The 26,538-nt window shown below is 47.1% G+C and carries 25 protein-coding genes and 1 pseudogene; 14 read left to right on the top strand and 12 right to left on the bottom strand.

Features of this window, described 5'->3' with window-relative positions; all coding sequences use genetic code 11:
• Positions 1-134 precede the first annotated feature (134 nt).
• Together J0L70_RS13715 and petL are read left to right on the top strand one after the other, a co-directional pair.
• Positions 135-2,801 carry a DEAD/DEAH box helicase gene (locus J0L70_RS13715; protein ID WP_287455026.1) on the top strand — a complete coding sequence of 889 codons (2,667 nt, stop codon included), beginning with the start codon at positions 135-137 and terminating at the stop codon, positions 2,799-2,801.
• Positions 2,802-3,004: 203 nt separating this feature from the next.
• A complete protein-coding gene (gene petL / locus J0L70_RS13710; RefSeq protein ID WP_017291405.1) occupies positions 3,005-3,097 on the top strand; it encodes a cytochrome b6-f complex subunit PetL in 93 nt (30 codons plus the stop codon).
• Between the two features lie 104 nt (positions 3,098-3,201).
• Here the strand turns inward: petL and J0L70_RS13705 are convergent, their stop codons facing one another.
• Positions 3,202-4,149 carry an NAD-dependent epimerase/dehydratase family protein gene (locus J0L70_RS13705; RefSeq protein ID WP_017291406.1) on the bottom strand — a complete coding sequence of 316 codons (948 nt, stop codon included), beginning with the start codon at positions 4,147-4,149 and terminating at the stop codon, positions 3,202-3,204.
• A gap of 279 nt (positions 4,150-4,428) precedes the next feature.
• Entirely contained in the window at positions 4,429-5,490 is a 1,062-nt protein-coding gene (hemE, locus tag J0L70_RS13700) for a uroporphyrinogen decarboxylase (protein ID WP_017291407.1), read from the bottom strand.
• Positions 5,491-5,734: 244 nt separating this feature from the next.
• On the opposite strand from hemE, the gene J0L70_RS13695 reads away from it, so the two are divergent.
• The 3 genes from J0L70_RS13695 to J0L70_RS13685 all read left to right on the top strand — a co-directional run bounded on the left by J0L70_RS13695 (position 5,735) and on the right by J0L70_RS13685 (position 8,710).
• Positions 5,735-6,028: a WGxxGxxG family protein gene (locus J0L70_RS13695; RefSeq protein ID WP_017291408.1), complete on the top strand. Its 294-nt coding sequence runs from the start codon at positions 5,735-5,737 to the stop codon at positions 6,026-6,028.
• Between the two features lie 216 nt (positions 6,029-6,244).
• Positions 6,245-7,891 (top strand): serine/threonine-protein kinase, encoded by a 1,647-nt coding sequence (locus tag J0L70_RS13690; protein ID WP_287455024.1) that lies wholly within the window; start codon positions 6,245-6,247, stop codon positions 7,889-7,891.
• Between the two features lie 135 nt (positions 7,892-8,026).
• The gene (locus tag J0L70_RS13685) at positions 8,027-8,710 is read left to right on the top strand and encodes a M15 family metallopeptidase (protein WP_287455023.1); all 684 of its coding nucleotides are present in this window, start codon (positions 8,027-8,029) and stop codon (positions 8,708-8,710) included.
• Here the strand turns inward: J0L70_RS13685 and J0L70_RS13680 are convergent.
• The 6 genes from J0L70_RS13680 to J0L70_RS13655 form a co-directional block, all read right to left on the bottom strand.
• Positions 8,707-10,350 (bottom strand): serine/threonine protein kinase, encoded by a 1,644-nt coding sequence (locus J0L70_RS13680; protein ID WP_287455021.1) that lies wholly within the window; start codon positions 10,348-10,350, stop codon positions 8,707-8,709. The two genes, J0L70_RS13685 and J0L70_RS13680, sit on opposite strands and share 4 nt — an antisense overlap.
• 2 nt (positions 10,351-10,352) lie before the next feature.
• On the bottom strand, positions 10,353-11,177 hold the full coding sequence (locus tag J0L70_RS13675) for a sensor histidine kinase (RefSeq protein WP_287455019.1): 825 nt from the start codon (positions 11,175-11,177) through the stop codon (positions 10,353-10,355).
• Between the two features lie 171 nt (positions 11,178-11,348).
• Complete coding sequence (locus J0L70_RS13670; protein ID WP_287455017.1) at positions 11,349-12,530, bottom strand: BMP family ABC transporter substrate-binding protein; 1,182 nt, start codon at positions 12,528-12,530, stop codon at positions 11,349-11,351.
• Positions 12,531-12,630: 100 nt separating this feature from the next.
• The gene (biuH, locus tag J0L70_RS13665; RefSeq protein ID WP_017291414.1) at positions 12,631-13,311 is read right to left on the bottom strand and encodes a biuret amidohydrolase; all 681 of its coding nucleotides are present in this window, start codon (positions 13,309-13,311) and stop codon (positions 12,631-12,633) included.
• Between the two features lie 3 nt (positions 13,312-13,314).
• A complete protein-coding gene (locus tag J0L70_RS13660) occupies positions 13,315-14,337 on the bottom strand; it encodes a formamidase (RefSeq protein WP_017291415.1) in 1,023 nt (340 codons plus the stop codon).
• 157 nt (positions 14,338-14,494) lie between these two features.
• The gene (locus J0L70_RS13655) at positions 14,495-16,051 is read right to left on the bottom strand and encodes a sensor histidine kinase (protein ID WP_017291416.1); all 1,557 of its coding nucleotides are present in this window, start codon (positions 16,049-16,051) and stop codon (positions 14,495-14,497) included.
• A 617-nt stretch (positions 16,052-16,668) separates the two neighbouring features.
• Between J0L70_RS13655 and rlmN the strand changes: the two genes are divergently transcribed.
• On the top strand, positions 16,669-17,685 hold the full coding sequence (gene rlmN / locus J0L70_RS13650; RefSeq protein WP_287455015.1) for a dual-specificity RNA methyltransferase RlmN: 1,017 nt from the start codon (positions 16,669-16,671) through the stop codon (positions 17,683-17,685).
• An 81-nt stretch (positions 17,686-17,766) separates the two neighbouring features.
• Here the strand turns inward: rlmN and J0L70_RS13645 are convergent, their stop codons facing one another.
• Positions 17,767-17,946 carry a hypothetical protein gene (locus J0L70_RS13645; protein WP_017291418.1) on the bottom strand — a complete coding sequence of 60 codons (180 nt, stop codon included), beginning with the start codon at positions 17,944-17,946 and terminating at the stop codon, positions 17,767-17,769.
• 390 nt (positions 17,947-18,336) lie between these two features.
• On the bottom strand, positions 18,337-19,041 hold the full coding sequence (locus J0L70_RS13640) for a DUF4230 domain-containing protein (RefSeq protein WP_287455013.1): 705 nt from the start codon (positions 19,039-19,041) through the stop codon (positions 18,337-18,339).
• A gap of 146 nt (positions 19,042-19,187) precedes the next feature.
• On the opposite strand from J0L70_RS13640, the gene clpS reads away from it, so the two are divergent.
• Positions 19,188-19,508: an ATP-dependent Clp protease adapter ClpS gene (gene clpS / locus J0L70_RS13635; RefSeq protein WP_144056301.1), complete on the top strand. Its 321-nt coding sequence runs from the start codon at positions 19,188-19,190 to the stop codon at positions 19,506-19,508.
• Positions 19,505-19,792 carry a DUF2103 domain-containing protein gene (locus tag J0L70_RS13630; protein WP_287455010.1) on the top strand — a complete coding sequence of 96 codons (288 nt, stop codon included), beginning with the start codon at positions 19,505-19,507 and terminating at the stop codon, positions 19,790-19,792. Before clpS ends, J0L70_RS13630 begins: the two co-directional genes overlap by 4 nt.
• A gap of 38 nt (positions 19,793-19,830) precedes the next feature.
• Here the strand turns inward: J0L70_RS13630 and J0L70_RS13625 are convergent, their stop codons facing one another.
• Positions 19,831-20,157 carry a hypothetical protein gene (locus J0L70_RS13625; RefSeq protein ID WP_017291422.1) on the bottom strand — a complete coding sequence of 109 codons (327 nt, stop codon included), beginning with the start codon at positions 20,155-20,157 and terminating at the stop codon, positions 19,831-19,833.
• Positions 20,158-20,296: 139 nt separating this feature from the next.
• Here J0L70_RS13625 and J0L70_RS13620 point away from each other — a divergent pair, with 139 nt between their 5' ends.
• Positions 20,297-21,214: a histone deacetylase family protein gene (locus J0L70_RS13620; RefSeq protein WP_017291423.1), complete on the top strand. Its 918-nt coding sequence runs from the start codon at positions 20,297-20,299 to the stop codon at positions 21,212-21,214.
• 128 nt (positions 21,215-21,342) lie between these two features.
• Entirely contained in the window at positions 21,343-23,004 is a 1,662-nt protein-coding gene (locus tag J0L70_RS13615) for a glycoside hydrolase family 3 N-terminal domain-containing protein (RefSeq protein ID WP_287455006.1), read from the top strand.
• 14 nt (positions 23,005-23,018) lie between these two features.
• Here J0L70_RS13615 and glsA read toward each other — a convergent pair whose 3' ends face one another.
• The gene (glsA, locus tag J0L70_RS13610) at positions 23,019-23,981 is read right to left on the bottom strand and encodes a glutaminase A (protein ID WP_287455004.1); all 963 of its coding nucleotides are present in this window, start codon (positions 23,979-23,981) and stop codon (positions 23,019-23,021) included.
• Positions 23,982-24,018: 37 nt separating this feature from the next.
• Between glsA and J0L70_RS13605 the strand changes: the two genes are divergently transcribed.
• From J0L70_RS13605 to J0L70_RS13590, 4 genes and pseudogenes are all read left to right on the top strand, one after another.
• Positions 24,019-25,113, top strand: coding sequence for a phosphotransferase enzyme family protein (locus J0L70_RS13605; RefSeq protein WP_287455003.1), 1,095 nt, complete (start codon positions 24,019-24,021; stop codon positions 25,111-25,113).
• A complete protein-coding gene (locus J0L70_RS13600; RefSeq protein WP_287455001.1) occupies positions 25,110-25,631 on the top strand; it encodes a DOMON-like domain-containing protein in 522 nt (173 codons plus the stop codon). Before J0L70_RS13605 ends, J0L70_RS13600 begins: the two co-directional genes overlap by 4 nt.
• 279 nt (positions 25,632-25,910) lie before the next feature.
• On the top strand, positions 25,911-26,213 hold the full coding sequence (locus tag J0L70_RS13595; protein ID WP_287454999.1) for a helix-turn-helix domain-containing protein: 303 nt from the start codon (positions 25,911-25,913) through the stop codon (positions 26,211-26,213).
• A 199-nt stretch (positions 26,214-26,412) separates the two neighbouring features.
• Positions 26,413-26,538, top strand: a pseudogene (locus J0L70_RS13590) (photosystem II q(b) protein); the annotation flags it as partial.

Here is a 26,538-nt window from a genome sequence, read left to right as displayed (position 1 = left end):
GAAGCGATCAAGCGAACTTTTTTTCGATCAAAACCGCATTCTGCGGTAATATCGATCGCTTACGTTAGCATGAGAGCGTAAAATCATTTAAGACTTTTATCTGATTTTTAGTCCTTACCTTTTGGCTTTCCGTGGTGAACACTTCCCCTTCCAGAGTTGATCTTTCTAAGCTCTACCCGTTTGAACTCGACGAATTTCAATTGAGCGCGATCGCTGCACTGGATGCCGGAAAATCCGTTGTCGTCTGCGCCCCGACCGGATCAGGAAAGACGTTAGTGGGGGAATATGCGATTCATCGTGCGCTCGCTGGTGGGAAACGAGTGTTTTACACCACGCCGCTCAAAGCCCTCTCAAACCAAAAGCTACGGGATTTTCGAGAAACGTTTGGAGCCGAAAATGTCGGGTTGCTGACGGGAGATATTTCAATCAATCGAGACGCACCGATTGTGGTGATGACAACTGAGATCTTTCGCAACATGCTGTATGGCACGCCGATCGGGGAAGTCGGGACTTCAATGATTGGCGTAGAGGCGGTTGTGCTTGATGAATGTCATTACATGAACGATCGCCAGCGCGGCACAGTTTGGGAAGAGTCGATTATTTACTGTCCGCCTGAGATCCAACTCGTCGCACTCTCGGCAACCGTAGCAAATAGTGATCAATTAACCGATTGGATCTCGCAAGTTCATGGTGAGACGGAGTTAATTTATTCAGATTTTCGTCCGGTTCCGCTGCAATTCTCATTCTGCACTCCGAAGGGACTGTTTCCACTGTTGGATGAGACGGGCAAGAAAATGAGTCCAAAACTGAAGCCGAAGCGTGCTCAGTACCGTCCAAGAGGGGCAAATCAACGCGGAGCAACTCGCCCAGAACCGCCCAGTTTGGCATTTACGATTAGCCAACTGAGCGCGAAGAATATGCTCCCGGTGATTTATTTCATCTTTAGTCGCCGGGGTTGTGATAAAGCGGTCAATGAACTGGGTGCTTTAACCTTGGTGAATGACGTGGAAACGGCAAGGTTAAAAAAACGGATTGATGATTTTCTCGATCGTAATCCTGAAGCCGGACGGGCAGGACAAGTTGAACCGCTGTATCGCGGCATTGCCGCTCACCATGCTGGAATTCTCCCGGCTTGGAAAGGTCTAGTCGAAGAACTGTTCCAAGAGGGTTTAATTAAAGTCGTATTTGCTACAGAAACACTGGCAGCGGGGATTAACATGCCTGCGAGAACGACGGTGATTTCCAGTCTTTCTAAGCGGACAGATGCAGGGCATCGATTGCTGAATCCTTCCGAGTTTCTGCAAATGTCAGGGCGGGCAGGACGACGCGGCATGGACGATCAAGGCTATGTTGTGACGGTACAAACGCCGTTTGAAGGGGCAAAAGAAGCGGCGTATTTAGCAACGTCTGGAGCCGATCCATTAGTCAGCCAGTTCACACCCAGTTATGGGATGGTGTTGAATTTGTTGCAAACGCATTCGATCGAAGAAGTAAAAGAATTGATCGAACGCAGTTTTGGACAATATTTGTCAACGCTTTATTTACGCCCGCAACAGCAAGAGCTCGATCGCTGTAAGCTCGAATTAAAACAACTTGAAACGATCGTTTCTGACATTGATTGGAAGCTTTTGACGCAATACGAAAAGCTACAAGGGCGAATCAAAGAAGAGAAGCGCTTGCTGAAAACGTTGCAAAGTCAAGCAGATGATATGCAAGCAGGGGAACGGGCGATCGCACTTTCTTTTGCCGTTGCAGGAACTGCTTTAACACTGAAAGGAGATGGCTCCACACTAATTCCAGCCGTTTTGGTGATGAAGGCTCCTGGTTCTGGGCAGTTTCCTTACTTTGTATGTTTGGGGCAGAACAATCGCTGGTATGTGGCAAGCGTTGCAGATGTGGTTGCCCTTCGAGGTGAGATTCCGCGATTGCAGGAAGTCGATGAGTTGACCCCACCTCCGGAGTTGGTATTTAAACCAGGACAGGCGCGTCGAGGAACAGAAGAAAGTGCAGCGATCGCACAAATGATTCCCGACCCCGCCGGATTGCCAGATGATGCGCCGGAAGTTTACGCGCAGAAGCAAAGGTTGAATGCTGTTCAGGCTCAGCTTGAGGCGCATCCAGTGCATCAGTGGGGCGATCGTCCCCAAATTATCAAGCGGCAGAAGCGGATAGAAATGCTGCAAAGTGAGATTGACGATCGACAAGAAAAACTCGATCGTCAATCTCAACGACACTGGGAAGAATTTGTGGCGCTGATCGAGGTACTCAGGAAGTTTGGATGTCTGGATGATTTGACTCCGACAATTCTTGGAGAAGCGACGGCTGCAATTCGCGGAGATAACGAACTGTGGTTAGGATTGGCGCTGATGTCCCATGATTTGGATCATCTTGATCCGCATCACTTGGCGACCGCTTGTGCTGCCTTAGTAACCGAGGTTTCGCGTCCGGATAGTTGGACTCGCTATGATGTGTCGGAACCTGTGCTAGAAGCGTTGAGCGAGTTAAGACGGGTGCGACGGCAACTGTTTCAGGTGCAGCGGCGGTATCAGGTCGTGCTTCCGGTGTGGCTAGAAGATGAAATGGTGGGATTGGTCGAGCAGTGGGCTTTAGGAGTCGATTGGTTGGAGTTGTGTAAGAATACGAGCTTGGATGAGGGAGATGTAGTGAGATTGTTGCGGCGGACGTTGGATTTTCTGTCGCAGATTCCGCATACGCCCCACGTTTCCGATGCTTTGAAGGCGAACGCGGGACGGGCAATTCAATTACTCGATCGCTTCCCGGTCAATGAAAGTGTGGAGTGACATTACTTTTCCTGAAGTGTTTCGAGGGAAGCACTAACCACATCGTCTTGGTTTGCTATGCGGGAGTGAAACTCGAACGATCGCAGACCTAATTCCGGCAGCAGTTCACTTGATTGCGTTGCACTCATCAGATATACAAGCTCCGATCCAAGCGATCGCAATATTCTGTATAGTTTTGTTAGGAGTCTTAGGAGACAAAATTTATGGCAGTAGTCACTTACTTTGCATTAGTTGGCAGCATGATCGCGGTTGCTTATGGCTTATTTCTCGCCTTCCGCTCGATCAAGCTCATCTAGGCAAGATGGGGGAATGGGGAGAGTTAAAACAATTTCTTCTGTTGCCTGTTGCGAAACATCGCACACGATTCTCCCCATCTTCCACTTTTCCAGTTCCTACTCCTCTATCTCCCTAACCTTTTCTTCACCCCACTCAACTTCAACACATCCTCCATCGTCGAGCAATAATTCGCCATCCCAAAGGATGCCGGACTCACTGGATTCAGATGTGTAAAGTGGCGATATTTCATCGAAAACCGATCCCATTCGCCCACCTGAATCCGAAACAGAAAGATGATAATATCCGCCATCCACAAGAGCGGAATATTCATCAAGGGGCGTAATTTCAGGTAATCACACAATTCCTCGATCGCTTGATTTACCGTAATTTTTGCATTGCCTAAAACTAAACTTTGTCCCGGTGCGGGATGATCGACCAAGTATCGCACAACCTGGGCAATATCATGTCCATGTGTAAAGTGAAAACTTCCATCCGCCTTAAACAGCCGAATTAATTTCGCCCATTTCGCGACGCCGGGAATCCCGGCAGTGATGGCTGAATAAGGATATCGATCTCCACCGCCAATCACTAAAGTTGGAAAGAGTTTGGTGATTTTCTTAGAGATCTCTAACTGCTCTAATTGCTCATAGCAAAGATATTTTGACTTCAAATACTCATTGCCCATTTCCTTCGCTTCAGGCAAGAGTTGATTTTGACGATCGAGAATACTCGCAGTCGAAAAATAGAGAATTTGCTCCACCCGATTGGGATCAAGCATGGAAATCAATTGCAGATTCCGCTCCACATTCACGTCATAAACAGCATCTCCACCCCAAGCGGTTGCCGCTAAGATTGCACAATCGATCGTCTGTAACAAATCCCGATGCTGCTCAATCTCCTGCATATCAGATTGAATCACAGTCACATTCGGTCTGAAAGTCACATCGATCTTGAGCTTTCGGGCATCCCGAACTAGCAAAAATAATTCATGCTCAGTCTCTTGGATCAGGGTTTCAACAAGGTAGTGACCAATGCAACCTGTTGCACCTGTCACAAAAATTCGCTTGGTCATTGGGGGAGGTGATGATGGATGAAAGACATGATTACGTGTGAGGAAATCCCTATGAATAAACAGAATAAACGCTTCTGCCTATTTCTGATCCTTTCACCTGTCTTTTCAGTGAATCAGTAGGGTCAGTGTTTTCGCGACGTTTAAAACAGATCCAGCCCCCTAAATCTCCCAAATTTGCAGGACTTTGAACGGTAGAAATTTCTCAAGTCAGAATAATTTCTCTTGCTCAAAGTCCCCAGATTGGGGGACTTAGGGGGCTAAACTCTCGAATCAAAGCGATTAGACAGCGCTCAGGAGTTGATCAACTTGTTTTGCAGTCTCAAAGAAGTAAGCTGCATTTTCCTCAGGCGTATTCGGCAAAATGCCATGACCCAGGTTCAAAATATGTCCTCGGTTGCCTGCTTTGCGAATCGTGTCGAGAATGCGATCGCGGATAAATTCCTTCGAGCCAAACAATACGCCTGGATCAAGGTTTCCTTGCACTTTCACATCTTTGCCCAATCTGGCACGCGCATCTGCCATATCGACTGTCCAATCGATCGTCAAAATGTCCGCGCCTGCTTTCGACATCCGCTCTAACAAACCTGCGCTTCCGGTCACTAACAGAATCAACGGAGTCTCCGGATGAACCTGCTTAATCTTGCGGAAGACTTGTTGCTGATACGGTAATGCAAACGTATCGTAATCTTGGGGGCTAAGCTGACCTGCCCAAGAATCAAACATCTGAATCACTTGCGCGCCGCAATCGATTTGATAACAAGCGTACGTTGCGATCGCATCTGCCAATTTCGACAACAACTGATGCAGAATGGCTGGATCAGAAAACGCCATATTCTTAATCACCGAATAGGTTTTCGACCCTTTTCCTTCCACCGCATATGCTGCCAACGTCCAAGGCGCACCGACGAAACCAAGAACGGTTGCCTCGTTCTTCACTTCCTCGCGCAATGAATTCAAAATCGTTTTAATAAACGGCATCGTCTCTTCAGGAACCAAAGGATGGAGCTTGTCCACCTGAGCCTGAGAGCGAATCGGATCCGCGATAATGGGTCCTTTTCCTTCAGCGATATCCATTTCGATACCTAGCCCCGGTAAAGGAGTCACAATATCTGAAAACAAAATCACTCCATCGGGCTTAAATGCGCGCCACGGTTGCAGCGAGACTTCGATCGCGACTTCTGGAATTTCAGACCGCTCCCGGAATGACGGATAGCGATCGCGCAAATCCCGATATGCCTTCATATAGCGACCAGCCTGTCGCATCATCCAAACTGGCGGACGATCCAACGCCTCGCCTCGTGCTGCCCGTAACAAAAGTGGAAGGTGCGAAGAACCCGTCATGGAGAAGCCTCTTAATAAATCCTTTTGTTTTCTACGTTTCTTAGCCTATCACCGGACGGGATCGCGTTGCGCCGCAAACCCAATCAATGTAACGGTTTTGAAATATTCATGCTGCTAAGTGAAGAGGGTTCTTTACCACGAAATGTCCCTATTAACAGAGGGGATCTCAAGCTTTAGTCAGATTTAACGGGGGTTCAAAATTTCTACGCTGGAGTCGTTCAAGGTGAAACGAGGTTTATAAATCATGTCTAATTTTGCTGCAAAGTTTGCAATTGTATCTGCTTTGATTCTTGCTCCGTTGTCTCTGCCAGCGATGAGCCAAACCACTCCTGGCGAACCGGGAACTGGAACTGGAACGACTGCGGTTGATGCTGATTATCATCAAGAAGGTCGGAATGGCTATTGGGGCTTGTTAGGGTTGTTGGGTCTGTTTGGTTTGATGGGACGCAAGAGCAGTCGCGATGAGTACTCGTCGTCATCGTCGGCAACAGCGTATCGCGATCCTGCTGATGTATCGAGTACCCGCGATCGCTACTAAACGTATCCCAGAACTTCGGGATATTCCAGAACTCCGGGCTTGCAGAAGCTCGGAGTTTTTTAAATTGATAGGGCTGATTCACAACATCCAGATACCGACTTAAAGCTCAGCTTTGATGCAATCTCGTGCTGTTCAATAGCAAGAAAAGTAAGCACTATACGAAGCAAAATTTCAGACTGTAAAATGAGATATTCCTCAGTTCGAGAAATTTGATGCATGAGTAGTCCGATCAATCTTCTGAGCAATCGATATCGCATTCTCAATGTTTTGGGAGAGGGAGGATTTGGCAAAACCTACCTGGTCGAAGATACTCAAATGCCTTCGAGACGAAAATGTGTTCTCAAGCAACTCAAACCCATTCATGACAATCTCCAAATTCATCAACTCGTCCAAGAGCGATTTCAACGAGAAGCCGCAATTCTCGAACAATTAGGGGAACATCACCATCAAATTCCACGGCTCTATGCTTACTTTGCCGAAGGAGAAGAGTTCTACCTGGTAGAAGAATGGATCGAAGGCGAAACCTTGACACAGTGCGTCGAATCGCGAGGCGTGTTTAGTGAGAGGCAAGCACGATCGCTCTTACTGGATCTCTTACCCACGCTTTCAGATATTCATCGTCAAGGCATTGTCCATCGCGATATCAAACCCGACAACATCATTCTGCGGCATTCGGACGGAAAACCCGTTCTGATTGACTTTGGAGCCGTCAAAGAAACGATCAATACGGTAATGAGTGCTAGCGGGAATCCAACCCATTCGATCGTGATTGGAACCCCTGGATATACACCCTCGGAACAGATGGCAGGTCGTCCCGTATTTTCCAGTGATTTGTATAGTTTGGGATTAACTGCAATCTATCTGCTGACTGGCAGACAGCCACAACAGCTAGATAATGATCCGATGACCGGAAAAGTATTGTGGCAGCAGTATGCTCCGAATGGGAGTCCTGACTTTGCAGCAGTCCTCGATCGAGCAATTCAGCCCTACGCCAATCAACGATTTGCAGGCGCAGAAGACATGGCGATCGCATTAACGCCCGGTGCAGTTCCACCCTCGACGATCCTGCCGTCTGTCTCTCAAATCCCTAACGATACGATACAGATTGCGCCAACACCTCTAACCCAACCGCCCTCTGTGGCACGATCTCCCTGGACTTGGCAATGGGCATTTGTTGGCGTGGCAGTGGCTTCTCTAGCGGGCATCGCTGGGCTGATTGCCTACTTCACAAGCCGACCGACTCCGATCGTATCGAACTCGCCAGTCGCGAACGCGATCGCATCTCCGTCTCCGAAGCCATCTCTCGACCCATCTCCTGCACCTTTACCCAGCGAACCGCCGCAGTCAAAGCCTTCTCCAATTCCTGAGCAACCCGCAAAGCCTCCTGAGCCGCCTGCTAAACCTGTACCCGCGATCGACGCATCGTGCAGATTGCAAACAGGAACAACATTGAGATCGCAAACGTTGACCTTAGATACTTGTTCGATCGATGCCAGTAATCCTGCGGTGATTCGCTTTGTTTACTATCTCGATGCCGAACAAGTTCGAGCAGAAACCGACTGTGCGAGCGGGACTTGGAAAAGCTTGCCAGAACAACAGGTGAATCGTCCTCAATCTGCTGCAACTGAGCAAATGCTAGCGCGCATTTGTGGTCAAACAGTACCGCAAGATTCAGTCTCCAAAGCAGACGTTGCCACTGTAATTGATCCACCCTCGAATGTCAGAGCTTCGCCGAATGGAGCGATTCTTTGTGCCGTGCGAGAAAAGCAAGAAATTAACGTTTATGAACGGAAAGGAGATTGGTACACAACAGATGTGTGCGGAACTCCAGGCTTCATTCATCAAGGACAACTGAAATTTTAGACGGGTGTATTTTCAAGTACCCGTTCCGCTAGATTGCTGAACATTTCTTACTTTTTGCGGAAATTATGCTGAAACCATGAATGATGCTATCGAAGAAGACCATAGGCTTGATCTTAGGTTGCGCGAGGACGTTGGATGAAACTCTCTTGGATATCTCTAAAGCTGTTGCGATTTTTGGCGATCGCGGCTCTCACAACCAGCACTATTGTTGGACTGATTCCACAATTCGTTGTTTCACAGACAGAAACGCTAGAGATTCCGGTACGAACTGTACCAGCTAGCACGATGCGACCTTCCTACGGACACTTTCCTTATCGAGAAGACGATCCATCGCGATTGAAAACGGTCGGTCAGTTTGTCCGTAGCCGCTCTTCGAGGTCTGAATCGATGGATGTTGAAGCCGTTCAAGCTTTTCAGCAGATGGCGATCGCGGCTCGAAAATCAGGTGTGTCGCTGATGCCAATTTCTGGATTTCGGTCTGTCTCGGTGCAGACTGGATTATGGAAGCAACAGATTGCCCGTCGAGGCAGCAAACAAGCAGCGGCAAAATGGAGCGCTCCACCCGGATACAGCGAACATCATACAGGCTATGCAATCGATATTGCTGATCGGCAACGCCCCGATACGGATTTACAAATCAGCTTTGCAAACACTCGGGCGTATCAATGGTTAGCTGCGATGGCTGATCAATATGGATTTGAGCTCTCCTTCCCACGCAATAACAAGCAGGGCGTGAGCTTTGAACCTTGGCACTGGCGGTATGTCGGGAGTGCAAGAGCAGAACAAATTTTTTCTGTTGCTCACAAAAGCGGATATTAGTCATGCAAGCCTGCCTCCCAAACGCCCACATAAATCCGATCTTGTTCATTCCGGGCAATGACTCCTTGCAGATTGCCCTGTTGGAAATTATGGAGATTGCTCTGTCTGCGATACACTCGCTTCAACGCCTCAATCACTTCTGGATTTGCTTCACTGCCTAACATGCCATTGACTGTGACTTGCATGGTCAAATTATCCACAGCTTGAGCAAAGGAGGCTTCAGTTTGTCTGACTTGGTTACTATTGCGATCGTATAAATATGCCAAGGTAATGCGATCGGGAACAACCTCATACAAAACGCTGCGAGTATTTTGCCAATAGCCCGGTTTCGTTTGGGCAGGCTCTCCTAGTGCGGCTCGCACCTCTCGTTCTGAAGTGCCAACAGCAAAGCCTGGAACGCGACTCGGATTGGCTCGAGAGGCAGTGGGAGATTCTTCTGTAATCGGCGCTGGCAGGGATGGATCGATCCGCACAGGCTGGGGTGCGGGTGTCGGAGTGGGCGATGCAGCAACGCTCGGTTTGGGTTTTGGTGTTTCAGAAGGCGTAGGTTTCGGTGGTGCAGAAGGGGTAGGAGAAACCGAGGGCAAGGGGCTTGGGGAATTGAGCGTAAGTTGTGGTGCCGGGGTTTGGCGGGATTGCCACCAGAGAATCGCGATCGCGACTCCAGTGAGCGTTAATCCTGATAAAGCAGCAAGGAGCCAAACGACTCGCAATCCCGGTTTCGCGATCGTCGTCATCGGTTCACGCGCAGGCAGCACGACAACGGTTGCAGCAGTTCCCGGTTTAGGGGGCTGAGTCACCGTTGAGCTAAGCTGAGTCACCGTTGGGCTAGACAGGGGCAATAGCTCTAGCCATTGCGCGATCGTCGCAGGTCGATCGCTGGCATTCATCGCCATTCCGCGCAGGATGGCTTGATTCACGCCTGGGCTGATCGAAGGTTCTAACTCTCTGGGTTCGGGCATCTGTTCGTGATCGCGTAAAATTGATGCCGTCGGAATTCTGGCGGTGACTAATGCATACAGGGTTGCTGCTAAACCGTAAACATCACTAGCAGGACTGCGTTTTTCTTGAGCAAAATACTGTTCGATTGGTGCATATCCGACCGACATCATTTGCGTGTGAGTTTGGGTTTGATTCGGTGTAAATTCTCGTGCAATTCCAAAGTCGATGAGAATTGCTTCTTGAGTTTTCTCATGCAAAATGATGTTTTGCGGCTTGATATCTCGATGCAGCAGACCGTTGCGGTGAACGACTTCAAGGGCTGAGCCGATTTGATGGATGTAGCGAATTGCGATCGCTTCGGGCAGCGGTCGATCAGGAAAGACTAAGTCTTCCAAGGTCTGCCCTGGAATGTAATCCATCACCATGTAAGCGCGATCGTTTTCAACAAAAAAGTCGCTGACCCGGACAATATTGGGATGAATACAAGTCGCAAGCCGTCGGGCTTCATCTTGGAATTTGCGCTGAAAATCGGCAAAGTTTTTCTCTGCCTTCAAAGCTTCATTCAGCGTTTTGATCACGACGGTTTGATCCAAAAAGTGATGAACGGCTTTGAAGGTAATGCCAAATCCTCCCCGCCCGATCTCTTCTTGCAGGGTGTACTTGCCGTTTGAAATTGTCTGACCGATGAGTGAATCCATGCCTAAGATTGAACCGCATTTCGAGGAAGAACGCACCGCAGTTGTGTGACGGTTTCGTTCAACTTTCCTAACTCTAACCGACCGTTCATCACCTCGACCAAAGTTTGGTTCATCAGCAGGCGAAATCCCAGAGAAGGTGGGTCTAAATCTTTTGGAGCTTCGGCTTTGAGCAGATCGATCGCTTCTCGCCATACCTCGATCGGTCGCTGATCTTCTAGCTCAATCACTGCAAATTCGGATTCTATGTGAGCTGAGAGCTTGAGCGTGCCTTCCTGCATTGTTGCGATCGCGCTACTGATCAAACTGACTAAAATCTGCTCTAGCGTTTTGCGATCGACAAACACATCCAGATCGGGTTCTGGTAACACGATTTGAAATCGCAAATTCCGGTTCTCTGCTAATAGATGCGTTAAAGAAAATACATTGTCAAACACATCACTGACGGAAACAGACTGAAAGTCTAATGGGCTGGTTCCATATTCGACTTTAGAAACATGGATGACTTCATCCAATAATTTCACGAGCTTTAAAGCGGATAGGTTCGCCTGTTCAATAAATTCGCGCTCCTCTTCAGGCGATTCGCAGAGATCGCCTAGAACTAATTGCTGCGAACCGATTAATCCACTTAAGGGCGATCGTAACTCGTGGGAAGTGCGGGCTAAAAATCCTGCCTTGAATTGCGCAAGTTCGAGTGCGGATTGATACGCCAATTCCAATGTGCGATCGGGAGTAGAGGATGCGACTTTAGACGATCGCTTCGCCCACCAACCCCCCACAAATCCAATTCCCAAGCCGCCAGCTAGCCAAACCAAATTCATCCAACTCATCGTTCTGGATTGCAAAAAGAAAGTCTTTATCACTCTAAACGACTTCACCCATTGCACTCGAAATCCTGACACCGAATTGATTTGTAACCAAATCAAACCAATTTAGTATCAGGATCTCATTTTTTCTAGAAACGTCGCAGATCTAACAAATCTCTAGCTTGAGCGAGACTGCTAAGCCGTTTTACCAACGACCCCTTCTACGAGCCAGTTCATCGATTCAAGCTCGATCGCAGTTGTCGCATAGTCTTTTCCAGCAGGGACAACCTCTTTACCCGTATTATCTTTGAGTCCGCCTTTGTAAATGACTAGCGAACCCGCCTTCATTTTGTCCCTCGCGGCTTCTGCGTCCTTCTTCGCAGTCTCAGATACCGCCGGTCCAAATGCCGAAATCTTCACAAATCCATCCTTATATCCGCCGCGCAGCAAATGCGGAATCCCTCCATTCATCAAGGTTTTACCTTCTTGAATCATCTTGACGTAATCGGAATACACCTTCGTCCAATCCCACTCTGCACCCGTCAGATAGCCTTTCGGCGCAAGTGCTGCCTGATTGGCGTGATAGCCAGATGTAAACGCCCCGCGTTTCTCTGCCGTTTCTATCACAACTTTCGGACTGTCTACATGGCAAGTAATCACATCTGCCCCTTGGTCAATCAAACTGTTGGTCGCTTCCGCTTCTTTTACTGGCAAAGACCAGTCCCCGGTAAAAATCACCTGGGTTGTAATTGTTGGCTTAACGCTTCGCGCTCCCAGGGTAAAACTATTGATGTTGCGAAGCACTTGTGGAATTGGTTTTGCTGCCACAAAACCTAACTTTCCGGTTTTGCTCATATGCCCGGCAACCACGCCTGCAACATACTGCGCTTCATCAATGTAACCAAAATAGCTGCCGACATTCTTGGGATGCTTGGCTGCATCATACATTGCGCCACAGTGGAAAAATTGTACTTCTGGATAATCGGTGGCGAGTTTAAGAATATGCGGGTCAAAATAGCCGAATGAGGTGGGAAACAGAACGGTTGCTTTGTCCTGCTCGATCATGTTCCGCATTGCTTCTTGTACTTCGGTCGTTTCAGGCACGCTGGCTTGATCGACGACTTTCACACCTTGGACACCTTCTTTTCCCTGGAAGTGGGCTTGATTATAGCCAAAATCGTCTTTAGGACCGACGTAGATAAACCCCATTACAAGTTCTTTGCCTGCGGGGGGGCTGCTACTAGATGTTGAAGAATCGTTCGCTGGGGTACAGCCAACCCAGAGCTTTGAAGTTGCACCAAATGCCCCGGTCGCTAACAATCCGCGTATGACTTGACGGCGGGAAATGCGCGATCGCGGTGAATCCTGACTGCTCATCGTTCCTCCTCACAGAAGTTAATTGCCATCGTATTGAAATCGATTTTTCTACTCGCTTTTGTATTGTTCAACACGTATCTTGCGATGCCTGAGCAGAGGCTCACGCGATCGCAGAAATCAATGCTGTCGAATCGGCAACCGCCCCAAACACACCGCCCTGCATTTTGACCATGTTCAGCGCGGCTAGATGGTTGCCATAGTCCGTTGCACCCGTACAATCGGACAGTAACAAACATTCATATCCTCGATCGTTGGCATCTCTCATGGTTGTATGCACACAGACATCAGTGGTAATGCCGGACAGGATCAAGTTTTGTATGCCTTTACGGTGCAAAACCAAATCGAGATCAGTGGCATAAAATGATCCTTTTCCGGGTTTATCAATGATCACTTCTCCGGGTAATGGAGCGAGTTCAGGAATAATCTCCCAACCTGACTCTCCTCGAACCAAAATTCGCCCACAAGGTCCCGGATCGCCAATTCCGGCTCCGATTTGTTGCGATCGCCAGCGTTTATTTTCTGGCAAATCTGAGAGATCCGGGCGATGTCCTTCGCGAGTGTGCAGAATTGTGTAATTCAAGTCTCGCATCACTTTGAGGAGGTTGCGAATCGGTTCGATCGGAGCGCGCGTCAGAGACAGGTCATAGCCCATCTTGTCCACATAACCGCCCTTACCGCAGAAATCTGTCTGCATATCAATCACAATCAGAGCCGTATTCTCAGGGCGTAAATCGCCATTGAATGGATATTGATAAGGCTCAGCCTCTACATACCGTCCCATGATTTAACCTCTGGTGACTGAAGTTGGTAATTCTTCGCCTTGATACGATCGCGTTGGCGCGTCAAATCCGCAGCTTGTGCCATCGGTGTGAATCACTTCATCTTCCCAAGGCAGGCGATACGATTCATTCACCAAGTCTTTCATGTAGGTGTAGGGGCAATCCTGTGCTCCGCCTTTCACCGCGACATAGCCGCGATGCCCAAATTGGTAAATATTGTTTTCGACGCTCCAGTGTCTCCGAGCTTCTCGCACCAGATCGGGACGCAATTCGGCTGTGATAATTTCATCCGGTCGATGGCTGCCCATCACTAAGGGCATTCCGTCGAAATTGACAAACATACCTTCGCCCATCGAGTCAAATGTGCCATCTGTGCCGCACATACACACAGATGCGGTGTAGATCAGATTACAAAACGCATTCGCCTGGTTGGTAATTTGCCAACTGTGGCGGATTGGAGCGGTATATCCTGCGGTACGAATCATGATTTCCGCACCCTTGTAAGCACATTCGCGCGCCATTTCTGGGAACATGCCGTCGTGGCAGATAATTAACGCAAGCGTGCTGCCATTCGGTCCTTCACAGACCGGAATTCCCAGATTTCCAGGTTCCCAAGGCTCAACCGGAACCCAAGGATGCAGTTTCCGGTAGTAGAGTTTCAATTCGCCTTGGTCGTCGATAATGATGCCGCTATTGTAGGGATTGCCGTGTGGGTTGTACTCCATGATCGAGAAGCATCCCCAAATGCGATTTTCTCGGCAGGCGGCTTGGAAGGCTTGAACTTCTGGACCATCGATTCGGCACATAATTTTTGGATTTGTGTCCATCGAGAGTCCGTGTAGGGAATACTCTGGAAAGACGACTAAATCCATACTGGGCATATTACGACGGGCTTTGCTGACCATTTGGCAAATGCGATCGGTCTGAGCCGCAAGATCGTCGGGCGTGACAACATTTGGAAGCTGTAGCTGCACCAGTCCCAATACAACACCCTTTGGAGATTTATTCAATCCACCTAAACCACTCATGCACTTTGCCCTCAAGACTCAACTGATTGTCAGCTTTATCACATTTGGTTGAGGGCGATTCGTACTTTGGAATACCGTTTTGCTCCGTTCCATCGATTCGCACAGTTTGCGCGATCTCTCCACCATTAAGATGCAGAATGCCGAACGGATATTTGAATCAGCGACGATTGGGTTCGATCGCAATCGTTCCAACCGTTGCCGGATGCTGAAGATTCATCGGTAAGCGAATCGTAAACTGACTTCCTTCTCCTTCCTTCGAGTGCATGAGCACCGTTCCAGCGTGAAGTTCAGCGAGTTTCTTGGTCAACGCTAACCCTAAACCTGTGCCTTCGTGCTTACGAGACAATGAGCCATCGACCTGCTGAAAGGGTTTGAACAAGAGATGCTGTTTGTCTTCTGCAATTCCAATCCCTTGATCCCAAACGGTGAAATCTAGAAACTCGCCATTGAGTTTCACGCTCAGTCCGATTTCATGATCTTCGTTCGAGAACTTAATCGCATTCGAGAGCAAGTTCAGTAGCATCTGGCGCAGCCGCAATTCGTCTGCCATCAAGGGTTCTAGATCCGGCTGGATCTCATAGTTCACGGTCAAATTTTTTATGCGAGCCTGTTCACTGACAAACCCCAAGGTTTTCTCGCAAATTTCATCGACGACGAGCGGCGCGAGTTCTAAGCGCAACTGTCCTGCCTCGACTTTCGACAAGTCTAAGACATCATTGATCAAGCCTAGCAAATGCTGACCGCTTTGATAGATCTGATGAATGTAGATCTGTTGTTTTGAATTCAGACCGCCGAAGATTTGTTTTTGCAAAATCGACGAAAAGCCCAAAATCGAAGTCAGTGGAGTGCGCAACTCGTGTGACATGTTCGCCAAAAAGTCCGACTTCATCTGGCTTGCCCGTTCTAACTCATCGTTCTTTGTGGCAAGTTCGTCTTCTGTTCGTTTCTGCACCGTGATGTCACGGGTAATCATTGAAACTGCGGTTGGGCGATTACGTTCATCCAAGACCGGACTGACGGAAACCAGAGCAGGAAAAGATTCGCCGTTGCGACGATTACAAATGACTTCACCGCTCCAACCGCCTGAGATTGCTTGTTTAATTAACTCTTCGGTCTGCTTTTTCTCGGGGTAAAAAATTGCAGCATGTGCCCCGATCATCATGTCGGTTTGCCAGTTAAAAATTCGGCTCGCCGCAGAATTTGTGTAGATAATTTCTCCGTTCAAATCCGTAATTACGGTACTGTCATAGGCGGATTCAACTGCGCGAGAAAAGATTTTTAACTGTTTTTCAATCCGCTTTCTTTCCGTCACATCTCGCCCAATTCCTATACCGCCGATGAGTTCGCCATCGCGGCAGAGGAGTTTTCCATTTACTTCTAGAAAAATCTCTGTGCCCACTGCTGTCGTCAGCACAAACTCAAAATCTCTCAACTCTCCGGTCTGCATTAAATTCGCGAACGCTTGCATTGTTTTTTCGCGATAAAGCGGGGAGACAAAATCTAAATACGATCGTCCTAAGATTTCGTCTCTAGGACATCCCAGCAGTTTTTGACCATAGGAATTCATGTAGGTCAGAGTTCCTGTCAAGTCAACGGTGTAAACCATATCGTTGGCAGTTTCGACATAAGCTCGGAACAGTTCTTCCGATTGACTCAGGCTGATTTCCACGGAGCCAATTCGTACGAGTTTGTCAGGAAGTGTATGATTCGACATTTCCACAAGGTTACCAGATCGAAGCGGATGGACAGATGAGGATAGAAGCTTTTTGAAGTGAATCGTTGATGTCCTAGCAGGCGAAGAAATTGGATGAAGTAGAGGTGAGACGTGCTAAGTTGACAACGCGCATGATGAAAAGAAAAAGATTTAAACAAAAAGGAAATATTTAGCAATTTAATCAAATGAACGCTGAAAAAGCGTTTCACCCAAATGAGTGATCTTTCATTTCCAGCGGTGGAATTCGATAGAAGGTTGGACAAAAGTTCAATCTCTGAAATCCTCATAGAAGTTTGTACCAGGATTAAAAAACATAAAGCGGGGTTTCTACGGATCATTGTCCCAACTAATTTTCTTTTTTGTTAAAAGTAAGTAAGTATTTTTACAAATGGCTAAATGAGAGTACGTAATTTAATGCGGCTTTATCTCAGTTGGTTGGCTGAACAGTCTAAGATAGAACTCTCTAACTTCACAAATTAAAACGAGAGAGCGGGTTGCCTCAGAACCAACAGACCTAATCTCTCTATTCATCGGCTCTCTGTAATTTCCGTAAAGTTTGAGTGAAGTTGTTTGCCAGCAACATATTATTTTTCCTTCTTCTCGCGATCGAGTGTTTTATGAAAGCCTTAATTGGAGCGTCTTTACCAGAGTTAACGGAATGGGTCAAAACGCAAGAGCAACCCGCATACCGGGGACAACAATTACATCAGTGGATCTATCAGCGGGGCATCCGCTCTTTAGCTGAAATTTCTGTGTTTCCGAAGCAATGGCGATCGCAGGTAGCGGATTGGTCGATTGGGCGATCGGAAATTCATCACCAAGCGACCGCTTTAGATGGCACGGTGAAATTCTTGTTGCGATTAAGCGACGGTCAAATTGTTGAAACCGTTGGAATTCCGAGTGAGCAGCGGTTAACGGTTTGCGTCTCTTCGCAAGTCGGTTGTCCGATGGCTTGTGATTTTTGTGCGACGGGTAAAGGCGGATTTAAGCGCAATCTGGAACGCCATGAAATTGTGGATCAAGTGTTAACAGTGCAAGAAGTTTTTCAGCAACGGGTTAGCAATATCGTGTTTATGGGCATGGGCGAACCCTTGCTGAACGCGGAAAATGTTTTAGAGGCAGTGCGATCGATTAATGAAGATATTGGCATTGGTCGGCGCTATATCACTATTTCTACGGTCGGGATTCCTGGGAGAATCCGCAAACTTGCGGATCACCACTTGCAGGCGACGCTGGCGGTAAGTTTACATGCGTCGAATCAGCAGGTGAGAGAGCAATTAATTCCGAGTGCACGTCAATATCCGTTAGAAGCACTTTTAGAAGAATGTCGCGAGTATGTGCGTCTGACGGGACGGCGAGTGACGTTTGAGTATATTTTGTTGGCTGGAGTCAATGATTGTGCTGAACATGCGATCGAGCTTGCAGATCATTTACGGGGATTCCAGAGCCATGTGAATCTGATTCCGTACAATCCGATTAGCGAAGCGGATTATCAACGACCAGATCAGCGTCGGATTGATGGGTTTGTGAAGGCGTTGAAAGATCGGAGAATCGCGGTGAGTGTGCGGCGGACGCGCGGATTGGAAGCGGATGCGGCTTGCGGGCAGTTGCGCGCATCGTTTGCTGGAAGTTGAGCGTGGAGTTTGGTTTTAAGCTGCGCTCAACTTGAAGAACAGATATCCTTGAGTTGAGCGCAGCCAAAACACGGCTACAGATTATCGACGAACATAAATTCCAGGCGCATATGCTTCGATGACACGACCAGACTTTGAGCAGGTGATCATTAGATAATCACATTCCGGGCATTGCGTCCGAGTCAAGGCTCCTGGTTCAATTCGATATCGTTCTGCATGGCTACCGCAATTGGGACAATGAACGGTTTGAACAACTTGCATCTTAAAAATCCTCAATCTTGGCACTAAATTCAAACAATTTAAAGAGCGAACATTAGGTAGTTCTGAACAAATATTGCGCTAATGGAATTTTGTATCTACCGTTACTAAATTTCTCAAATCATTGAGAAGAATCTGATTCTATTATGGACAGCAAACATGCTGAGTGTGTTCAGAATTCATTTTTATTTTAAATTTCTTCAACTTGGGGATCACCTATCCGTAGGGTGATCCCGCCTCTCCCTACGACTTTACGCTGTTTATAAATTAATCTCAAATTAAATTGTGATTTGAAGGCGGCAAACGAAGTTTTTGAAGCTGAGTTTACAACTTTAGTAATAGAACGCTTGATTTTTCTCTCAAGTTTCAGCGTTCTTTCTATTACTTAAATGCTTAAGAGGCAAGACACTGTTGAGGGTTTCCGGGTTGCGGTTCGACAATTACGTCTTTGATACCAGATACCCGAATTAAAGACGTAACGACTAGTTTTGCTCGATCGTTTGCCTTGTCTAAAATGCCATCTGAACACGCAGCTAGTTGAATTTTCTTTAAAGCTTCGTCTTGAGCGAGTTTCTGTAAATTTGGTGCAACATCAGGGCCTAACCCAAGCGGGCCGCGATTGTAGTCGTAGACACTCGAACGCGTCACATCGATTTTCTTGTCTAAAATTTTTGGTGCGGGCAGTTGCAATCGGATTGTATCCCCGACAATCTGCACATTGTCAGGCTTCAGCGTGCTGAGATCGACGCCTGCTCGCACTTCTCCCCGCGCAATATACAAAAGCTTAGTTGTCCCAATGACGACCCCTGCGATCGCAGCATCTTGCTGAGTGGGAACGACCGCCTCCATTGTAAAAACCGCTGTGGTCAGTTCGCTGGCTTGGCGAACTTGTTGAATGACAACCGAGCGCGTTTCGACCTTCGGTTCCGGTGAGTTTGAGGCAATGAGCGATCGCAAGTGATCAAAGAACTGATTGCCCGATCGTGCAAACCCAACCAGCAGAACTGCCCCGAGCAGCAATCCACTCCCCGCCAACATTAAACTTAAGTTTTTAAACACGCTGCTGCCTTCTCGTTTTTGGCGGTTTTTTCTTCGCATCGTCTGAATTTCAGTGCTGCACCCGTAATTTAAGCAGAGATCTTCGTTTACATGCTATCGTACAAGATTACTATACTGAGAACTGCCCGACTTGGCGAAGAGTGAATTAGAATTTGTTAGGAAATTTTGTAGATTTTGCCAGCATCATGAAGCGCGTTTCTATCAGTGCTATTTCAATGGCTGGAAGTGTGACCACTCCTGAAAAAACAAGTCAGACAACCCGCCAAACCTACCCGAATTACAAAGTCATTGTGCTTGATGACGATTTCAATACGTTTGAGCATGTTGCCCGGTGTCTGATGCAGTACATTCCGAAGATGACTGCTGATCTGGCTTGGAAATTGACGAATCAGGTGCATTTTGAGGGACAGGCGATCGTTTGGACGGGACCGCTAGAGCAGGCGGAGCTTTATCACATGCAGCTTGGCATGGAGGGCTTAACGATGGCTCCCTTGGAGCAAGCATGAAAAATGAGCAGGGAAGACTGGTTCTCAACCATTCCACCCATATTCCAGGGCTGATTGCCCTGCTTGAAAAGCTGGTTAAAGTTGAGGGAATTCAGACGATTACGCCCGGAGTCATTGGCTCTGTGCGCGCTCATTCACCCAAATTTAAGCTGAAGATTTCTGTACCGATTCGCGGTGGATTTAAAGCGATCGCGCGTCAAGGCAAAACCGTGCAAGAGGTGTTTATTCTGACGACACTGGCACAGGAGCAACTTGAAAACGCGATCGCTCAACTTTTGAAATGAGGCAGCGAACTTCGATCGGCTCGGATTCGCCTTCTAAATTACTCAACAGGCTGCTGAGTGGAAGCAATACGGTGCAGGGGCAAGCTTAATGCGCAGGAGAAAGTGAGGAGGTAAGAAATCACGGCTGTCCATTTGAGGCTTAACATACAGGTCGTCCAATCTGGACAAACCCACTTCTGTGCTCCCACTGCAATGCAATGTACAATCCAGTAGGCAAATGCCATCGAAAACAAAACTTGATCGGCAACTTCGTTCTCTTCTTGCTGAGTCTGCGCCTTTTTCTGATTCAACAAAAGATAAAGTCCAGCAACACTTGCGAAGAATGAAGCGAGATTGAGATATTCGTGCCAAGTGGAATGAGCCATAGTGCGATGTCAGCGGGTTTCTTAAGTCTCGAATCAGTCTAAAGGATGAGGGGTGTAATCCTCTAGAAAGTCTTACAAATAGCAATATTCAAGCGCCTTTATTCACAAAACTACAGACAGTAATCAGATTAAAAGATTGATGGATTTGCCGCTAATTTACCACCCTAATTACGTTGCACCTCTTCCACTGGGTCATCGCTTTCCCATGGAGAAATTTAAGAAACTTTACGAGCTATTGTTAAGCGATCGAGTGGCTGATCTCGATCAGTTTCATGTTCCCGATCGTCCTGCTCAAGATTGGATCGAGCTTGTTCATACTGCCGATTATGTGAATGCGTATTGTTCTGGAACGCTGGATGCAAAGGCTCAAAGACGAATTGGCTTGCCTTGGAGTTCAGAATTGGTGAATCGAACTTGCACGGCAGTCGGTGGAACAATTTTGACAGCGCAGCTTGCTTTGAAATGTGGTCTTGCTTGCAATACGGCGGGGGGAACTCATCACGCATTTCCGAGCTATGGATCGGGATTTTGTATCTTTAATGATTTAGCGATCGCGTCTCGCGTTCTGCAGAAATTAGGGTTAGTTGAAAAAATTCTGATTGTTGATCTCGATGTGCATCAAGGAGATGGAACGGCGTTTATTTTTCAATCTGATCCGAGTGTATTTACGTTCTCGATGCATTGTGAAATTAATTTTCCTGGAACGAAGCAGCAGAGTGATTTAGATGTTCCTCTAAAAGAAGGAATGGAAGATGACGAATATTTGCAAGTTTTGGATCAGTATCTTCCTGATTTACTTTCTGAAGTGAAGCCGGATTTAGTTTTTTATGATGCAGGTGTTGATCCGCATTTCGGAGATCGATTAGGCAAGCTAGCCCTGACGGATTCTGGATTGTATCGCCGGGAAATGCAGGTCTTAACGACTTGTGTAGGGCGAGGCTATCCGGTCGCTTGTGTGATTGGAGGTGGATATGCTGAGGATATGGATGCTTTGGTTTACCGACATTCGATCGTGCATCGTGCTGCGAGTGATGTGTATCGACACGCTCGGCTTTGATTCAGTCCAAACTCTTCAGGGATGATTATCAAGGAATGCCCTGCGATCGCGCTCAACCATTTGAGACAGAACGGAAGCAAACTCTTGTAAGCTTAGTGACTAGCTGAATTTTCAGAAAGAGCGAAATCATGGCTTCTTTTCTTCCCAATCTCGACACACTTACCCTGCCTCAGCAAGTTGCTCAGATGGTAGTTGTCAGAGCATCCGGATTTCTATTTGATCACCAAATCCAATATCCAATCTGGGAACCCCCCGCCGCCATGCTAGAACATTGGGTCAAAGATTTGGGTGTGGGAGGTGTGATTTTATTGGGTGCGAGTGCTGGAGAAATTGCTCTGAGAACTCAGCAGCTTCAAAACTGGGCATCAACGCCATTACTGATTTGTGCCGATGTAGAAGAAGGAGTCGGACAGCGATTCTCAGGTGCAACTTGGTTTCCGCCCCCCATGTCGATCGCTGAAATTGCCAAACGCGATCTTCCACTCGCCGGTCACTATGCCGAACAGATGGGAAGCATCACTGCAGAGGAAAGTTTAGCGATCGGCTTAAATTGGCTGCTATCTCCTACAGTAGATGTCAATAACAATCCGAATAATCCGGTGATTAATGTGCGGGCATTCGGTGAAACGCCTGAAATTGTCAGTGAATTAGCAAAAGCATTTATTCGAGGCGCACATCAACATCCGATTCTGACGACTGCAAAACATTTTCCCGGACATGGCGATACAGCCGTTGATTCGCATCTCGAATTGCCACTGATTCCGCACGATCGAGCAAGATTAGAAGCAATTGAATTTCCGCCGTTTAGGAATGCAATCTCTGCGGGTGTCGATGTTGTGATGAGTGCTCACTTACAGGTTCCCGCACTCGATCCGAACTATCCTGCTACACTTTCGCCCAAAGTTCTCACAGATGAATTGCGGCAGAATTTAGGATTTGAAGGTGTGATTGTCACAGATGCTTTAGTTATGGGTGCGATCGCGAATCGCTATGGAACAGCAGAAGCGTGCGTTTTAGCCGTCGAAGCTGGAGCCGATATTATGCTGATGCCATTAGAGCCAGAAAAAGCGATCGATGCTGTTTGTGAAGCAGTCGAAGCAGGACGGATTGATCGCGATCGCATTCGTGCATCTGTTGAAAGGATCTGGCGAGCGAAGCAGAAAGCTTGTATCCCAGAGATTCCGTCTGAAGAAGGTCATGCTTGGGAAAATCTTGCTTCATTGCCTTTAGAGACGAATGATCTGACTCAAAAGATTGCTCAGCCTGAGATGCTAGCAACTAATGCTCAGTTACTTCGAGATTCGATGCGAGTCTATCAGCCGAATCCATCGCGATTAGTAACTTTGTCGGGTGTGGGGCAAAACATTGTAGTCGTAGATAGCATTCTCGATTGTGAGTTCTTAGGTCGAACAGCTCCCGCGATCGCAGTTCCGTCTCAGTTCGGATTCACTCAAACTCAGATTATCGATCGACATACGCCGTACATTGATTTAAGTACTCGCGATGCAAGTCCAACTGTCTTGCAGCTCTTCATTCGAGGCAATCCATTTCGAGGGATTGCTGGACTAACACAAGCAGCACAAGATTGGTTTACTTACTTGCTCAATACTGATCAACTTTATGCGATCGTAGTTTATGGCAGTCCTTATGTCCTCGATCGTTTTATTCTACAGTTACCATCTGATGTTCCCTATGTGTTTAGCTATGGGCAAATGCAATCTGCACAAGCGATCTCATTAGAGGCTTTGTTTGGATCTCCTTCCAAAGTAGCAACTGGGCAATTCATATAGATTTTCTGTAGACTCTACGATCTCTCTTCACACTCAAACAAGTGTAATCCAAACTGCTCAGAAAGATCCTCACACACCTTAACTCCCCGCACACTATTTCCCCGCTCATCTAACGGAGGCGAAAAAATCCCAAGCCCTAACCTCCCCGGAACGACCACCATCAATCCACCGCTTACCCCACTTTTGGCAGGCAATCCAACTCGATATGCCCACTCTCCGGAATAGTTGTACATTCCACACATATACATCACGCTGAGCATATCCCGAACATAGCAAGACGGCACAGCTTGAACTCCAGTGCGCGGATTTTTTCCCTGATTTGCTAGAGTCGCTGCCATCGTAGCTAAATCACAGCAATTCACCATCAAAGAGCATTGCTGAAAGTAGAGATCCAAAGACTCATCAATGCGATCGTCAATCATGCCAAAGTTCCGCATTAGATAAGCCATCGCGCGATTCCGAAATCCCGTGGTTCGCTCAGACATAAACGTTGGCATATCGATGTAGCTCTCATGTCCGATATAGCGCTCAAACATTGCCAACATTCGATTGAGACGTTCTGATGCACCCTGACCTTTAATCAAACTCGTCGTCGCGATCGCGCCTGCATTCACCATTGGATTGTAAGGACGCTTCGATTGTTCATCTAGCACGATCGCATTAAAAGCATCGCCCGTAGGTTCTACTCCAACTTTAGAAAGTACCTGTTCTCTCCCATGATCTTCGAGTGCTAGCCCATGCACAAATACCTTAGAGATTGATTGAATCGTAAACAATTGCTCGGCATCGCCTACCGAAAACTGCTCTCCATCCACAGTGACAATGCAAATTCCAAACAACTTTGGGTCTGTTTTTGCCAGTTCAGGAATATAGGTCGCTGGAGTTCCTAAATTGAGCGATCGATACTTCTCATGAACCTGATTCAAGACCTCTTGAATCGGGTGAACGTCTGGGGCGGTTATAGGTTCGATCGTCATAGTAGAATGTCGAGGAAATCTTCTCAATGCTCTCAGAATGGTAAATCATTACTCCCCCGAACATCTGCTCAAGATTGCACAGAAATTCACATCGCAATCGATTCGCGAAGTTCGAGCATTGGGAAACGGCAATATTAACGATACCTTTTTAGTTGCACTGGAAACGTCGCAATTTGTCTTGCAGCGAATGAATACGCAAGTCTTTCGCCAGCCTGAATGGGTGATGCAGAATATGTGTGTCTGCACTCAACACATTTGCGATCGACTTCCCACGCTGAATCTAGATCGACGTTGGGAAACGCCACAAGTGATTTTCACCAACGAGAAGCAAGATCATTATTTAGAAGAGGACTCGTTTTGGAGAGCCATTAGTTTTATTGAAAATTCTCGATCGTATGACACCATTCAGAATCTCAATCAAGCCGAAGAGATTGGTTATGCTTTAGGACTGTTTCATTGCTTGGTGAGTGATTTACCTCCTGAAAAGCTCTTAGATACGCTAGAAGGATTCCACATCACGCCGCTTTATTTGCAACAGTACGATCAAGCCTTATCAAATTCCACCGTTTCTCGCACGCCAGAAGTCAACTATTGTTTGAAATTTGTCAGCGATCGCCAAGCTTGGGCACAGGTTTTAGAAAATGCGAAACACTCAGGAAAATTAAAACTGCGACTGATGCATGGCGATCCTAAGATCAATAACATCATGTTCGACACCCAAACAAACCAAGCCGTGAGTGTGATTGACCTCGACACTGTAAAACCTGGCTTGATTCACTACGATATTGGCGATTGTCTGCGCTCAGGCTGTAATGCGATCGGCGAAGAAACCCAAGCCTGGGAGACGGTAAGATTTGAACCTGATCTATGCGAGGGAATTTTACGAGGCTATGTCAGGATTGCAAAAACGTTTCTCACAGAACAGGACTATGCCTATTTGTTTGATGCCATTCGCTTAATCACATTTGAATTAGGGCTAAGATTCTTCACCGACTATCTGATGGGCGATCGTTACTTCAAGGTGAACTATCCAGACCATAACTTAGTGCGTGCCTTGGTTCAGTTCAAGTTAGTAGAGAGCATTGAATCTCAAGAAGCAGCCATTTCTGCGATCGTGGAGGGCTTGAGATGAAGAACTTTACTCTCCACCCTTTTGATGCAGACTCGGATCTCAAACTGTCAGGGAGCATTTCTCGATCGAACAAGCGATTGTGCCTGACTTACGATCTATTCGACGAACGCTCTCAAGTGTTAATTCCAGCTGCAAAATCGCCAACCCGTCAGAATAATCTATGGCAAACCACCTGCTTTGAATTTTTTCTCGGTGTCCAGAACTCCCCACAATATTGGGAATTTAACCTTTCTCCAAGCGGCGATTGGAATATCTATCGCTTTGAAAATTATCGAACAGGAATGCAAGAAGAACTCAAATTTACATCACTTCCCTTTGAGATAAATGTGAAAGCCAAGCAAGTTTCACTCACAATTGAACTTGATCTTAATTCGATCATCCAGCCCGATCAACCTCTGGATGTTTCAATTACTACAGTCATTGAAACATCGCCTCAAAATATTACATATTGGGCACTTCAGCACTGTGGAACCGAAGCAGACTTCCATCTTCGAGAAAGCTTCGTGCTAAAACTTTAATCCATCAGCTAAGATTCTTCCTGATATCGATCGAATCTCTAGAAGCTGGTTTGATCTTCAGATCGTCATATTCAGGAATAGAATTACCTCCTATTTAGAAAGTGCTTTTTTGGACACAAGTGCAGACGAAATAATAGTAGTTTCACCACTTCACATCTGATATCTACTCACTGTTAAATAGCATCATCATCAGGGCAATCTACCTAACGCATATCGATCGTTGATCGAGTTTGACTCTCCGTCGATGAAGGCGGAACAACCTGTTAGGGAGTGTGTTCCATGACAAAAAGTTTGCAGCGAATTGAGCAAGACGATTGGATTAATCAGCCTGTCGGTCGTCCAAAGACGATCAATGATCAATATCTAGATCGTTTAAAGGAATTAGTCAGTCATAGCCCAAAACAGTTCGGCTATCCGTTCGATCGCTGGACAGCCCAGTGGCTCAGAAAACATTTGTTACAAGAAACCGGAGTCGCGATTAGCGATCGACATATTAATCGCCTATTAAAACAGATGGGCTTATCGACTCGTGCAAACCTGCACCGCCAGGGTTTCGACACTTCAGCGAGCGCTTCAAACTGATTTCATTCCCCAAATTCTCCGCCTGTATCAGGGTTTCCAGCCCCAAACAGGCGGTTTTTTCATGCGATCGGCGTGCCTTCGGAAAGAAAATTCTGAAATAATTGTTAACACTCTTTACAAATCTCAATCTTCCCCTTAATATGTAAAGTGTGGTTAACACAACCACTTCATATATCTTCTCAAACGTAATTATCAAACCATGACAACGACCTTACAGAGACGCGAAAGCGCAAACCTGTGGGCGCAGTTCTGCAACTGGGTCACCTCCACCGAAAACCGCCTGTATGTAGGCTGGTTCGGCGTATTGATGATCCCCACCTTGCTG

Origin of the sequence: Leptolyngbya sp. UWPOB_LEPTO1 (genome assembly GCF_017302695.1) — a bacterium.
In the GTDB taxonomy this organism is placed as follows: Bacteria; Cyanobacteriota; Cyanobacteriia; order Leptolyngbyales; family Leptolyngbyaceae; genus Leptolyngbya; species Leptolyngbya boryana.
Note: the sequence above shows the minus strand (reverse complement) of the source record. Positions and strands in the feature narration are given on the sequence as shown.